The sequence below is a fragment of the Nonomuraea sp. NPDC049784 genome, assembly GCF_040659615.1.
Lineage (GTDB): Bacteria > Actinomycetota > Actinomycetes > Streptosporangiales > Streptosporangiaceae > Nonomuraea.
Window position 1 is genome coordinate 1 of record NZ_JBFAMX010000278.1, and the last position, 12,916, is coordinate 12,916.

At 70.3% G+C, this 12,916-nt stretch carries 9 protein-coding genes; 5 read left to right on the plus strand and 4 right to left on the minus strand.

Annotation, left to right across the window (positions count from 1 at the left end):
- A partial coding sequence (locus AB0J09_RS38120) for a ferric reductase-like transmembrane domain-containing protein (protein ID WP_360701971.1) occupies positions 1-802 on the minus strand: 802 nt, incomplete at its 3' end.
- Between the two features lie 96 nt (positions 803-898).
- Between AB0J09_RS38120 and AB0J09_RS38125 the strand changes: the two genes are divergently transcribed.
- Together AB0J09_RS38125 and AB0J09_RS38130 are read left to right on the plus strand one after the other, a co-directional pair.
- Entirely contained in the window at positions 899-1,606 is a 708-nt protein-coding gene (locus AB0J09_RS38125; RefSeq protein ID WP_360701974.1) for a response regulator transcription factor, read from the plus strand.
- Positions 1,603-3,000: an ATP-binding protein gene (locus AB0J09_RS38130; RefSeq protein WP_360701977.1), complete on the plus strand. Its 1,398-nt coding sequence runs from the start codon at positions 1,603-1,605 to the stop codon at positions 2,998-3,000. Before AB0J09_RS38125 ends, AB0J09_RS38130 begins: the two co-directional genes overlap by 4 nt.
- Here AB0J09_RS38130 and AB0J09_RS38135 read toward each other — a convergent pair.
- From AB0J09_RS38135 to AB0J09_RS38145, 3 genes are all read right to left on the minus strand, one after another.
- Entirely contained in the window at positions 2,997-4,424 is a 1,428-nt protein-coding gene (locus AB0J09_RS38135; RefSeq protein WP_360701979.1) for a multicopper oxidase family protein, read from the minus strand. The two genes, AB0J09_RS38130 and AB0J09_RS38135, sit on opposite strands and share 4 nt — an antisense overlap.
- A gap of 119 nt (positions 4,425-4,543) precedes the next feature.
- Positions 4,544-7,144: a ThuA domain-containing protein gene (locus tag AB0J09_RS38140; protein WP_360701982.1), complete on the minus strand. Its 2,601-nt coding sequence runs from the start codon at positions 7,142-7,144 to the stop codon at positions 4,544-4,546.
- A gap of 9 nt (positions 7,145-7,153) precedes the next feature.
- Positions 7,154-9,934, minus strand: a complete 2,781-nt coding sequence (locus AB0J09_RS38145) for a carbohydrate-binding protein (RefSeq protein ID WP_360701985.1) — start codon at positions 9,932-9,934, stop codon at positions 7,154-7,156.
- A gap of 284 nt (positions 9,935-10,218) precedes the next feature.
- On the opposite strand from AB0J09_RS38145, the gene AB0J09_RS38150 reads away from it, so the two are divergent.
- The 3 genes from AB0J09_RS38150 to AB0J09_RS38160 form a co-directional block, all read left to right on the plus strand.
- On the plus strand, positions 10,219-11,070 hold the full coding sequence (locus AB0J09_RS38150) for an NAD(P)-dependent oxidoreductase (protein ID WP_360701988.1): 852 nt from the start codon (positions 10,219-10,221) through the stop codon (positions 11,068-11,070).
- Between the two features lie 8 nt (positions 11,071-11,078).
- A complete protein-coding gene (locus AB0J09_RS38155; RefSeq protein WP_360701991.1) occupies positions 11,079-12,329 on the plus strand; it encodes an enolase C-terminal domain-like protein in 1,251 nt (416 codons plus the stop codon).
- A gap of 48 nt (positions 12,330-12,377) precedes the next feature.
- On the plus strand, positions 12,378-12,916 hold a 539-nt coding region (locus AB0J09_RS38160; protein ID WP_360701993.1), incomplete at its 3' end, for a helix-turn-helix domain-containing protein.

Genomic DNA, 12,916 nt, shown 5'->3' on the forward strand with positions numbered 1-12,916 from the left:
AGCGGAAGAACTGGCCGGGCTCGGCCCGCAGCCGCCGCAGCCCGCGCCCGGTGAGGTGGACCGAGACCACGCCGGGGGCATCGGTCGTGACGCCGGCCACGCGGAGCCGGTGCCGCGCCCACAACCTGACCGGGCCCAGGAAGCGGTACCAGACCAGCAGCACGGCCACCCCGAGATAGAGGGCGTACCAGGCGAGCTGGGCCACGCGGTCGCCGGTGAACTGGGCACCGGTCGCGAGCTGGTGCCCGAACGCCAGCCAAGCCGCCAGATAGGTGTAGAAGTGCAGATAGAACCACGTTTCGTAACGCAACCTCCGGCGCGCGGCGCGGGCCGACACCAGGGCGATCCCGAGCAGCAGCAGGCAGGCCGCGGTCGCCTTCAGCATGTCGGGGAAGGTCAACACCATGGTGGCCGTCTCGTCCACCACGCCGACGCGGTCGGCCACGGCGTATCCCCAGATGATTGCCAGCACGTGCGCCGTGACGAGCCCGATCACGTACCGGCCGCCCATGGCGTGCCACCGAGCCAGCCGGTCGCTGCCCACGCCGTGTTCGAGCGCCGGGACCCTGGCCATGAGCCCGAGCAGCACCGCCAGCCCGTACCCGGCCAGCAGGCCCAAGACGCGGCCGCTCTCGGTCAGCCAGCCGTCCAGCCCCGCCACAGCGGGCGTGCCACGCCACCACAGGGCGATGACAGCGATCCCGCCCGCCACCACGGCGGCCAGCAGCATCCCCGGCCTGACGCCGCGGCCCGGGCGCGCCGTGACGCCCGTTCCCCGGACGGTAACGTGAGCTGTGGTCATGAGCTACAACGTGCCAGCTCAATCTATGTTTTTCCTCTGAACGACGCTTCAGAGAATTCTCAGAGCAAGCTCGTATTTTCTGGTCAGGGGGTGGAAATGAGCATCCTGTCGCGCCCGGATGGCACGCCGATCCGCGTGCTCGTCGTGGACGACGAGCCAGATCTCCTGGAGGTGCTGGAGAGGACGCTGTGCCAGGAAGGCTGGCAGGTCCGTGCGGTGGCGAGCGGGGACGCTGCCATCCGGGAGGCGGAGCGGTTCGCCCCGGACGCGGCGATCCTGGACATCATGCTGCCCGACTTCAACGGGCTGGAGCTGATGCGCCGGCTCAGGGAGCGGACGCCCGAGCTGTGCGTGCTGTTCCTGACCGCGCGGGACGCCGTGGAGGACCGGATCGCGGGCATCACGGCAGGCGGCGACGACTACGTGACCAAACCGTTCAGCCTGGAAGAGGTGCTCGCCCGCCTGCGCGGGCTGCTGCGCCGGGCGGGCATGGCACGGCCGGGCGACGGCGACCGGCTCGTCGTGGGCGACCTGTCCATGGACGAGGAGTCCCGTGAGGTGACCAGGGGCGGCACGCTGATCGACCTGACGCCGACGGAGTTCGAGCTGCTGCGGCTGCTCATGTGCAACCCGCGCAGGGTGCTGACCAAGGCGCAGATCCTCGACGACGTCTGGTCCTACGACTTCGGCGGCCAGGCGCACGTGGTGGAGCTCTACATCAGCTACCTGCGCAAGAAGATCGACGCGGGCCGCCGGCCGCTGATCCACACCGTCCGCGGCGTCGGATATGTGCTCAAACCGTGAAGCTCCTGCCGCGAACGATCAGGGCCCGCATGATCGCCGGGCTGCTCGTGCTGCTGGCGCTCTCGTGCGCGGTCCTCGGCGTCGCCACGTCGCTGGCGATGGACCGCTTCCTGCTCGGCCGCATCGACCAGCAGCTCGCCGGTTACGGCGCGGAGTTCGCCGCCAGCCTGGAGCACGGCGAGGACACGCGCGGGCAGGCCCGGAACACGTTCGGCGCGCGGCTGGTCGCCGGGCGCGTCACCCAGGCGGCGGTCGTGTCGCGGGAGGCCGCGCTCCCGGTGCAGCTCAGTAGTCAGGACAAGCAGGCGCTGGCCGCGCTGCCGGTCGGCGGCCCTCCGGAGACCGTGGACCTGTCCGCCCTGGACGACTACCGGGTCCGCGCCGTCCCGGGGCGGGACGGGGACGTCCTGATCACCGGGCTCTCGCTGCACGGGGTGGAGGAGGCCGTCGCCCGGCTGCAGCTGCTCGAGCTGTCGATGTTCACGGGCACGCTCGCCGTCGCCGGTGTCGCCGGCGCCGTCTGGGTACGCCTGTCGCTGCGCCCCCTGCAACGCATCGCCACGACCGCCCGCAAGGTCAGCGAGCTGCCCTTGGCCAGCGGCGAGGTGACCCTGGGCGAACGCGTGCCCGACACCGACCCGCGAACCGAGACGGGCCTGGTCGGAGCCGCGTTCAACCGCATGCTGGGCCACGTGGAGTCCGCGCTGGCCCGCAGGCACGCCGTCGAGCAGCGGCTGCGCTCCTTCGCCGCCGACGCGAGCCACGAGCTGCGCACGCCCCTCGCCTCGATCCGCGGGCACGCCGAGCTCGCGCTGCGCGACCGCGGGCCGATGTCAGATGACGTACGGCACGCGCTGAACAGGATCGACGCCGAGTCCGGACGGATGAGCGAGCTCGTCGACGAGCTGCTCCTGCTGGTCCGGCTGGACGAGGGACGCCCGCTGGCCAGGGAGGAGGTCGACCTGACCCGCCTGGCCATCGAGGCCACGGGCGACGCGCGGGCCGCCTCCCCCGGCCACCTCTGGCGGCTGGCACTGCCGGAGGACCCGGTCACGGTGACCGGCGACCCGCTCCGGCTGCACCAGGTGCTCGCCAACCTGCTGAGCAACGCCGGCGTCCACACGCCGGACGGCACCACGGTCACCGTGGCCGTCCGCCGGCTGCCGGCCGGAGTGGAGGTCAGCGTCAGTGACGACGGTCCCGGCATACCGCCCGGCCTCTCGGAGGAGATCTTCGAGCGGTTCGCCCGCGCGGACCCCGGCCGGTCGCGGGCCACCGGCGGGGCCGGGCTCGGCCTGGCCATCGTGCGGGCCGTGATGGCCGCCCACGGCGGCTCGGTGAACATGCGGAGCCGCCCTGGCCGGACCGAGTTCCGGCTGCTCCTGCCCGGCTAACGCAGGACCTCGATGTTGGCCATCATGCCGCGGTCCTCGTGGTTGAGGATGTGGCAGTGGAGCGGGTACTTGCCGGTGAAATCCCTGAACCTCATCCTGATGACCACCTCGCCGCGGCTCGGTAGTTGCACCGTGTCCTGCCAGCCGCGGAAGCGGTACGGCCGGCCGTTCACGCTCATCAGCTGGAAGTCGTTGACGTGCACGTGGAAGGTGTGCTGCTCGTTGGCGAGGTTGCGCACCCGCCACTCCTCGGTGGTGTTCAGCTTCGCCCGCACGTCGATCCGGTTCGGATCGAACGGCTTGCCGTTGATGTAGAACTCGTTGCCCTGATCGTTCTCGGAGAAGGTGATGACGCGCCGCTGGGCGATGCGATCCCTGCTCAGGTCGTCGATCGGGGCGAATTTCGCGGGCAGTCTCGCGGGAGTCGTGGGGTCTCCCGAGGACGCCAGGGTGGCCAGCGTCGCTTCCGGGTAGGAGTCACCAGCCGGACCCGTGCTGTAGGCCGTGGTGATCAGGCGGCTGCGGCCGGCCGGCGGCCCCTGCACGAGCACGTCGAACCGGCTCCCCGGCGGCATGAACAACGTCTTGGCGCTCCAGACCCGGTCGACGGGATTGGCATCCTGCGCCACCACGTAAAAGCGCACGCCCTGCAGCTGGACGTTGTAGGCGATGTCGGCGCCGATGTTGGCCAGCCGCCACAGCTGCGTCTCGCCGGGGCGGATGTTCATGATCGGGTCGACCAGCCCGTTGACCGTCCGGGTGGTCGGGGCGTTGCTGTCGATGTTCGCCGTCGGGATGGCCCCCGCGTGCACCTGGAAGTCCTTCAGCGCGATCAGGCGCTCGGTGACGTGCCGCAGGCCGGGTGGCAGGTACCGGTCCAGTCCGTCGATCACGATCGCGCCGGACAGCCCCGCGAACACCTGCGCCTCGGACAGGGGGTGGGCGTGCGAGTGGTACCAGTAGGTGCCCGGCGCCAGGTCCTTCGGCAGCCGGTAGGCGTAGTGGAAGGTCTGGCCCGGCTTGATGTGCACGTAGATGTTGTCGGAGTTGTCGCCCGGGGAGACGTGCCAGCCGTGCGTGTGCAGGTTGGTGTGCTCCCCCAGCCGGTTCACCAGCGTCAGGTCGAGCCGGTCACCGGGCCGCAGGCGGATCGTCGGCGGCATGTACTCGCCGTTGTACGTCAGCGCCCGCACGTCCTGGCCCGCCAGCCGTACCGTCCGCGACTCCACGACCAGCCGCACGGCCAGCCGGCCGTTCCTGCTCACCAGCTCGTGAGGCTGGCGGAACGACGGCCGCCTGGACGCGGTCGGCGTCGCGGGACCGGCGGGCGCCACGCCCGCGTTGTCTGTCACCGCGATGGTGCCGCAGCCGGCCAGCGCGGTGAGCACCAGGGCCGCTGAGGCGATGAGTCTGGACAGGGGCATGCTGCTCCTCGGACGCGACACGAACGCCCGCGTGCATGCCCGGCGCGGGCCCGCCCACACCCGGGCGGACCCGCATTTTTACCAGCTTTGGCCAGGTCCGGACGGGCCAGTGTCCGAGGTCAGCCGGCTGCCGCGAACTGGTTGACCCAGTATGCGGTGCGGTCCAGATAGGCGGTCTGGGCCGAGGCGCCCGTGCGCCCGTAGGCTCCTTCGTAGCTCTGGTAGCCCGACCGCACGACCGCCGGCTCGATCACGCTGCCCTCGTGCCACTCGTTGAAGGACGTGATGGACACCCACGTGGGCTTGGTCTGCAGGGCGTTGGACCACTCCTTGTCATACGTGGCTCCGTTGTCCCTGGAGAGGGTGGGCGTGGTGTTGCCGGGCACCGCGCGGTCGTCGAGGTAGCCGGGGCCCACCGACGGGGCCCACACCAGGCCGTGCTGGCGTGCGTAGTCGGCGGCCTGCTGCCAGCCCGGCGCGGTGGCGCCGGCGATCGCGTCGTAGGTGTACATGCCGTTGAAGTTCGCGATCTTCGTGGTGTCGGTGGTCTGGGCCAGGATGACGTTGCTCTGGTTGACCTGGCTCAGGGCGGACCAGTCGGTGATGCGCAGGCTCTCGAAGACGTAGAAGGCGTTGCGGAAGGCCGGATGCGACCCGTAGGTCTGGTTGATGTAGCGGATGTCCTCCACAGTGGAGGCGGCGGTGCGGCCGGAGTACGGCTCCAGGTGCCAGGCCACCTTGAGCCCTTCCTTCGCCGCCGCGTCCATGACCCCTCTGGCGAGGTTGTCCTCATAGCTGCCACGGCCCCACCAGCTGAGCACCAGCGCCCCGGCACCCGCCTGTTTGATCCACTTCATGTGCTGAGCCACCGTGCCGGCGAAGTCGCCGGAGTCGTAGGCGCCCAAGGCGGGGTAGAAGTCCGCGCCGATGTCGTCGGGCGGGGTGTGCCCGCCCTGCGGCCAGTGCCGCCAGCCGCCGTTGACCTGCGGCGAGCCGTACCAGGGGTAGTAGAAGACGTGCACCTTGTCCGACAGCGCCGTGCCGCCGTCGGTCGAGCTCTCCAGGGTGAGGGTGTCGACGTCGAACAGGTTGCCGCTGCCGCCGGTGAAGACCAGGAAGAGCGGTCCGGTCACGGAGCCGGTCAGCGGGGTGGAGACGTTCTGAAAATTCTCCCAGCCGCCGGTGGACGGTACGGAGACCGAGCCGAGCAAGGTGCCGGTGGCCGACCCCGAACGGACCTGGATCGTGCCGCCCGGCCCGCCGGAGGAGATGCGGGCGCTGAACCGTGTGGCCCCCGCGGTGCTGACTTGGGAGTAGCCCGCCCAGTCGCCGTTGTCGACGTAGCCGAGCGTCTTGCCGCCACTGGCCGGCGTGTGGGTCGCGACCTGCACCCCCGAGTTGGAGGTGTAGGACTCGCCCTCGGCGGTGACGTTCCCGCCGCCGCTCAGCTCCTTGATCCGGATGTTGCGGAAGGCCGCCTGGTCGGAGGCGCTGTGGTTCTGGATGCCGATGTTGCCCTGGCGCAGCGAGCGCCGCGGGTCAGTGTTGGTGAAGTCGTTGATCTTCACGCCGTTGAGGAAGACCTGCAGGCGCTCGCCCTCCACCAGCAGCTCGTAGGTGTTCCACTCGCCGGGCGGGTTCAGCGCCGCGTCGCGGGCGGCCTGGTCGGCGGCCTTGAAGCCGTAGATCGCCCCGGTCGTGCGGTCCGGGGTGTCGGTGGCGTCGATCTGCACCTCGTAGCCGTTGTCGATGGCCGACTGCGGATCGGAGGAGGCCGGGAAGCCGACGAAGACCCCGGAGTTGCTGTCGCCGGTCAGCTTCCAGTCCAGCTTCAGCGAGTAGGAGCCGAGCTCCTTGGCGCTGTACCACAGCAGGCCCATCCCGCCCTGCGAGCTCAGGGTGGCGTCGGCGTTGGCGAAACCGCCCGGGCCCGCCTGGGACCAGCCGCTGGTGGAGCCGTTGTACAGCGTGGTGTAGCCGGTCTCCGGCCGGCAGTCCGCCTTGGCGAGCCCGGCCGCGTACCTGATGCCGCCGAGGAGCTCGTTACGGAAGGCGGGATCGGCGTACGACTCGATGGTGTGGCCGAGGCCGGTGTAGAACGCGCGCCCCTGTCCCTGCGGGTGGCACCACGTGATGGGGTGGTCGCCCATGTCGCCGCCGCTGTAGCTGCTTTCGTCGAGGGTCTGCAGCACGCGTACCGAAGGGCGGGGGTTGGTGCGGTAGTTGTACAACTCGTCGGTCCGCGTCCAGGTCGGACCGAGGTGGGCGGTCGCGGGATGCGCACGGTCCTCGGTGCGCACGGTGGCCTGCTGGATGGCGGGGTGGCCCTTGAACCAGGCACCGGCCAGCTTCTCGTAGTACGGCCAGTCGTATTCGGTGTCGGCGGCGGCGTGGACGCCCATGTAACCGCCGCCCGAGTCGACATAGGACTGGAAGGCCGCTTGCTGGGTGTCGTTGAGCACGTCGCCGGTGGTGTTGAGGAAGACGACGGCCTTGTAGCCGGCCAGGTTGGCGCCGGTGAAGGCGCCGCCGTCCTCGGTGTCGGTCACGGTGAAGTTGTTCGCCGCGCCGAGATCGCGGATGGCCTGGATGCCGGCCGGGATCGAGTCGTGGCGGAACCCGGCGGTCTTGGAGAAGACCAGCACCTGGTAGGCCGGGTCCGCGGAGGCGGCGGTCAGGCTCGCCGCCACGAGCACGAGGCTCAGGAGTTTGTGGAGCATCGCCTTCCCCTACCTGGTGATCGTTAAGGTGTCGATGTCGAAGAGGTAGCCGCTGCCGCCGGTGAAGACCAGGAAGAGCGGTCCGCCGGCGGAGCCGGTCAGCGTGGTCGAGACGTTCTGGAAGTTCTCCCACCCACCGGTGGACGGTACGGAGACCGAGCCGAGCAGGGTGCCGGTGGCCGACCCCGAACGCACCTGGATCGTGCCGCCCGCTCCGGCCGAGGAGACGCGGGCGGAGAAGGTCTTGGCGCCCCCCGTGTCGACGCTCGAGTAGCCCGCCCAGTCGCCGTTCTCGATGAAGCCGAGCGTCTGGCCGCCGCTGGCCGGCGTGTGGGCCGCGACCTGCACGCCGGAGCCTGAGGTGTAGGACTCGCCCTCGACGGTGGTGCTCGGCGCCGATCCGGTGGTGAAGGTGAAGGCGTCCACGTCGAACAGGTTGCCCTGTCCCGACACGCCCTTGAAGACCAGGAACAGCTTCGTCGTGCCGCTGGGGGCGTTGCTCAGCGCGGCGGAGACATCGGTGTAGGTGTCCCAGCCTCCGGTGTTGGACACGGTGAGCGTGCCGAGCAGAGTGCCGGTCGATGAACCGGATCGCACCTCGATCGTGCCGCCGGGGCCGCCGGAGGAGACCCGGGCGGTCAGCCTGGTGGCTCCGGCCAGCACGTAGGGCTCGAAGGAGATCCAGTCGCCGTTGTCGGTGAAGCCGACCGTCGCTCCGCCCTCGGCCCCGCCGTGATTGGCGACCTGGATGCCCTGCTGGGCGCCGAAGTGCTCGGCCTGGCGGTGCACCGGCTGCAGCGTGCGCACGCTGTGGCCGGTCAGCCCGCCCTTGTCGGTGTACTCGGCGTCGAAGACGCCGTAGAGGTTGGCCGCCGCGTCGTGCTCGCCGTCGACCGGGATGGTGATCGATCCCTCGCAGCCGTTCTTGGAAGTGATCGCATGGGTGTGGTTGTCGTGTCCCAGCAGGTACGTCACCTTGACGCCGGCGCAGTCCACCGTCCCGTCCTCGGGGTCGGTGACGGTGACCTTGAAGGGCACGGCTTGGCCGTAGGAGAAGAGCTGTCCGTCGGCCGGGGTGGTCAGCGTCACGGTGGGCGCGGTGTTGCCGACCGTGATCACCAGGCTGGCAGTCCCGGTCAGGCCCTGCGGGTCACGTACGGTCAGGGTCGGCCGGAAGGTGCCGTTGGCGCTGTAGGTGTGCGGCGGGTTCGCCTGCGTCGAGGTGGCACCGTCGCCGAAGTCCCACGAGTAGGTGAGCGCGCCGCCCTCGGGGTCGGAGCTGCCGGCCGAGGAGAAGGCCACGGTCAGCGGCGCCTTCCCGGAGGTCTTGTCGGCCGCGGCCCTGGCGACGGGGTTGCGGTTGGCGCCGCCGAGGTACTCGATCCGGTAGAGCGCCTGATTGCTGCTGCCCGTGCCGTAGTCCAGCACGTACAGGGCGCCGTCGGGGCCGAACTCCGAGTCGATGATCTGCGTGCCGTCCCACGGGAAGTCCTCGATCACACCGGGGGTGCCGTCGCCCTTGACCTCGATCGCCTTGATCCACTGGCGGCCGAACTCCATGGCGAAGTAGCGGCCGTCGAGCGACTGCGGGAACTTGACCGACGAGGTCGAGCTCGCGTCGTAGCGGTAGACGTCGCCGCCCATGGGCGACTCGGAACCGCCGCCGAACTCGGGCGGCGAGCCAGCGTCGCCGTACCTGATCCAGCTGGGCTTGGCGGCCGGCAGCGTGGCGAGCCCGGTGTTGCGGAGGGAGTTGTTCGCCGGCCCGCCCGCGCAGTCGTACTTGGCTCCGGAGGGGCCGCTGGGGAAGGTGTACTCGTTGTAGGTCTCGGCGGTGGTGTTGGTGCCGGTGCAGTACGGCCAGCCGTAGTTGCCCGGGGCGGTGATGCGGTCGAACTCCACCTGGCCGCCTGGGCCTCGGTTGGGGTCGGCGGTGCCCGCGTCCGGGCCGTAGTCGCCCAGGTATACCGTGCCCGTCGCCTTGTCGACTGACATGCGGAAGGGGTTGCGGAAACCCATGGCGTAGATCTCGGGCCGCGTCCTGGCCGTGCCGGGCGGGAAGAGGTTGCCCGCCGGGATGGTGTAGGTCCCGTCCGGCTGCGGCTTGATGCGCAGGAGCTTGCCGCGCAGGTCGTTGGTGTTGCCCGAGGAGCGCTGCGCGTCGAACTGCGGGTTGCGGTCGGTGCGCTCGTCGAGCGGCGAGAAGCCACTGGACTCGAACGGGTTGGTGTCGTCGCCGGTGGTCAGGTAGAGATTGCCCGCGGCGTCGAAGTCGATGTCGCCTCCCACGTGGCAACACTGGCCACGGTCGTTGGGCACCTCCAGCACGACCTTCTCGCCGGCCAGGTCGAGGGTGTCGTCGGCCTTGAGGGTGAAGCGCGACAGGTTCAGGTGGCCCTTCCAGGGCGCGAAGTCGGCCTCTGTGCCGGTCACGGGGGCGTCCCCGGCCGGGGTGCTCAGCTTGGGCGAGTAGTACAGGTAGACGAAGCGGTTCGCGGCGAAGCCGGGATCGACGGCGATCCCCTGCAGCCCCTCCTCGTCGTGGGTGTAGACATCGAGCTTGCCCGCCACCTTGGTCGCGCCGGAGGCGTCGGTGTGGCGGACCGTGCCGTCTCGGGCGGTGTGCAGCACCGATCTGTCGGGCAGGACCGCGAGCGACATGGGCTCGCCCAGTTCGGCCGGCCCGAGGGCCAACTGGACCTGCTGATAGTCACCGGGTGGGATGTCCATCGCCGCCGCGCTGGTGAGCATCAGCGACGCCGCGACGAGCAGCCTCGACCACGCAGACATGGGGGTTCCTTTCCTGACCGGGGGGACGTCAGGGAGGGTAGGAGGCGCCTGCTTCCCAATTGCGCTTGACGTTTTGTGAAGACTTATCTCGCTGTAATGCGGCTGTCAAGAAGCTCAACGTTCAGTGGATGAACGGTGACTGACGACGAAGATCTGCAAAATCTCAACTGGCTTACGCAATTTTCCTTCATGCAAAACTTACAGTCGCTATACCCACCTTGACATCGGTGCCTCCTGCCCGGCATGCTGCGGATCACAAATCGATTTGCATATGTGGGGAGTACATGACCGACTTTCCGCGGCGGGTGCTGGTGACGGGGGCGGCAGGAAGCGTTGGCCTGGCCACCCTCGATCTCCTCGCACGCCATCAGGTGGCGGTGACCGGGCTGGACCTCCGCGACCCCGGCGGCCTGCCGGTCGATCGCATGATGGTGGGCAGCGCGGGCGATCCCGATGTGGTCAGGCGGTCGCTGGACGGCGTGGACGCCGTGATCCACCTCGCCGCGCTCCCGGCGCCCGTGCTCGGCACGCCGGAGGAGGTGTTCTGCGGCAACACCAGGGCCACGTTCGTGGTGCTGGAGGAGGCCGGCCGGGCGGGCGTGGGGCGCGCCGCCATCGCCAGCAGCATGTCGGCCCTGGGACTGGCCTGGGCGGACAGAGTGCTGCACCCGGCCTACGTGCCCGTCGACGAGCAGATCCCGCTGCGGGTCGAGGATCCGTACGGGCTGTCCAAGCAGGCCGACGAGCTCACGGCGGCGATGATGAGCCGCAGGCACGGCATGACCACCGTCGCACTGCGCTTCCCCCGGCTGGGCGGTCCAGAGGACAAGCTCCAGCACACGGCGGAGGAGTGGGCCGTCGACCGGGCCGCCGGCGCCAAGGAGTTGTGGAGCTACCTGGACGTGCGGGACGCCGCGTGGGCTGCCTGGCTGGCGGTCACGCGCCCGATCGAGGGCCACCACGTGGTCACCGTCGCCGCGCCCAACACGCTGATGTCCGATCCGACCGAGGAGCTGCTGGCCGTGTTCCATCCCGACAGCGAACGGCGGGCGCCGCTGCCCGACCGCACCGTGCCGCTCGACCTGCGCGCCGCCGAGCGGGTGCTCGGATTCACCGCGAGGTACGTGCTGCCATGACGAGCCCGATGAGAGAGACCCAGGCGCCCTGGCCCTCCCGCGACAAGCTCCGCATCACGCGGATCCGCCCCATCGTCACCGCGCCTGAGGGTCCGCCGCTGGTCGTGGTGAAGGTCGAGACCAGCGAGCCCGGCCTGTACGGGCTGGGCTGCGCCACCTTCACCCAGCGCTGCCACGCCGTGGCCGCCGCCGTCGAGCAGCACGTGGCGCCCATGCTCGTGGGCCGTCACCCGGCCGACATCGAGGACATCACCCGAATGATCCACCTGTCGTCGTACTGGCGCGACGGGCCGGTGCTGAACAACGCGCTGTCCGGCGTGGACATGGCGCTGTGGGACATCGCCGGCAAGCGCGCGGGCATGCCGGTGTACGAACTGCTCGGCGGCCGGGTCCGCGCCGCGGCCGACACCTACCTGCACGCGGCCGGGGCCACCGTCGAGGAGACCCTCGAGCATGCCCGGACGATCCTGGCCGCGGGCTACCGCAACGTCCGGCTCCAGACCGGGGCGCCCGGCCTGGGGCACTACGGCGCTCCCGGCACGCCGGGCGGCTATCCCGGGCAGCCGTACCCGGACGGCTGGGACGTCCAGCGCTACCTGCGTGACACTCCCAAGCTGTTCGAACGAGCCCGAGAGGAGCTCGGGGAAGAGCCGGGCCTCATGCACGACGTGCACTCCAGGCTCACTCCCAAGCAGGCGATCGGGCTGGCCCGGGCGCTGGAGCCGTACCAGCTGTTCTTCCTTGAGGATCCCATCGCGCCCGAGTTCTACGATCGCCTTCCTGAGGTGCGGCAGGCGGCACCGATGCCGATCGCGGCGGGCGAGCAGCTCGCCTCCGTCACCGACGCGGCCAGGGTGGTCAAGCTGGGCGGCGTGGACCTGCTGCGCCTGCACATCTCCTCGATCGGCGGTCTCACTCCGGCGCGCAAGCTGGTGGCGATGTGCGAGCTGACGGGCGTCGGCACGGCGTGGCACGCGCCCGCGGACGTCTCGCCGGTCGGCGCGGCGGCCAACCTCGCGCTCGACGTGACCACGGCGGCCTTCCAGATCCAGGAGGGCCACGTCTATCCCGACGCGGTCCTGGAGACATTCCCCGGCACGATCAACCCGCGCCAGGGCTACCTCTACCCCCATGACCAACCCGGCTGGGGCATCGACCTGGACGAGAAACAAGCCGCCAAGCACCCGCCGGTCACCCACCAGCACGAGCGGTGGGCCGCACGGGTGCGCAGGCCCGACGGAGGGCTGGAGGCCCCCTGACGTAAAGATTCAGCGGCTGAAAGGATTATGCCGATGTAATATCTCCGCATGCCGACCCAGCAGCCCCCTGCCAGGCGCGAACGCAAGAAGGCCGAGACCCGGCGTGCCATCGCGGACGCGGCCCTGCGCCTGTTCGCCCTGCGGGGGTTCGACACGGTGACGGTCAACGAGGTCGCCGACGCGGCCGACGTGTCGGCCAAGACCGTGTTCAACCACTTCCCCGCCAAGGAACAGCTCTTCTTCGAGCACGAGCCGCTGCTGGCGGGCGACCCGGCCGAGATCGTGCGGCAGCGCCGGCCGGGCGGGCGGGTGCCGGTCGCGCTGAGCCGGCTCCTGCGTGCCGAGCCGGCCGGTGACCTGGCGCTCTTCGGCCGGATCTATCGCGGCAGCGAGACCCTGCGCGCCTACGGCCGCGAGCTGTTCGCGGCGCGCGAGCACGCGCTGGCCGAGGCGCTGGCGGAGGAGACGGGCGGCCTCCGGCCGCGGATCCTGGCGGCATCCGCGCTCGGGCCCCTGCGACAGGTGTGGGAGTCGATCCTGCTGGAGGCCGCCGAGCGGGTGCCGCCCGGCGAGGCCGTCGCGCGGGG

Excerpts from the sequence above, each read along its gene's own strand:
- AB0J09_RS38140 (WP_360701982.1), bottom strand. The coding sequence starts at position 7,144 with ATGCTCCACAAACTCCTGAGCCTCGTGCTCGTGGCGGCGAGCCTGACC.
- AB0J09_RS38145 (WP_360701985.1), bottom strand. The coding sequence starts at position 9,934 with ATGTCTGCGTGGTCGAGGCTGCTCGTCGCGGCGTCGCTGATGCTCACC.
- AB0J09_RS38155 (WP_360701991.1), top strand. The coding sequence starts at position 11,079 with ATGAGAGAGACCCAGGCGCCCTGGCCCTCCCGCGACAAGCTCCGCATC.
- AB0J09_RS38125 (WP_360701974.1), top strand. The coding sequence starts at position 899 with ATGAGCATCCTGTCGCGCCCGGATGGCACGCCGATCCGCGTGCTCGTC.
- AB0J09_RS38135 (WP_360701979.1), bottom strand. The coding sequence starts at position 4,424 with ATGCCCCTGTCCAGACTCATCGCCTCAGCGGCCCTGGTGCTCACCGCG.
- AB0J09_RS38150 (WP_360701988.1), top strand. The coding sequence starts at position 10,219 with ATGACCGACTTTCCGCGGCGGGTGCTGGTGACGGGGGCGGCAGGAAGC.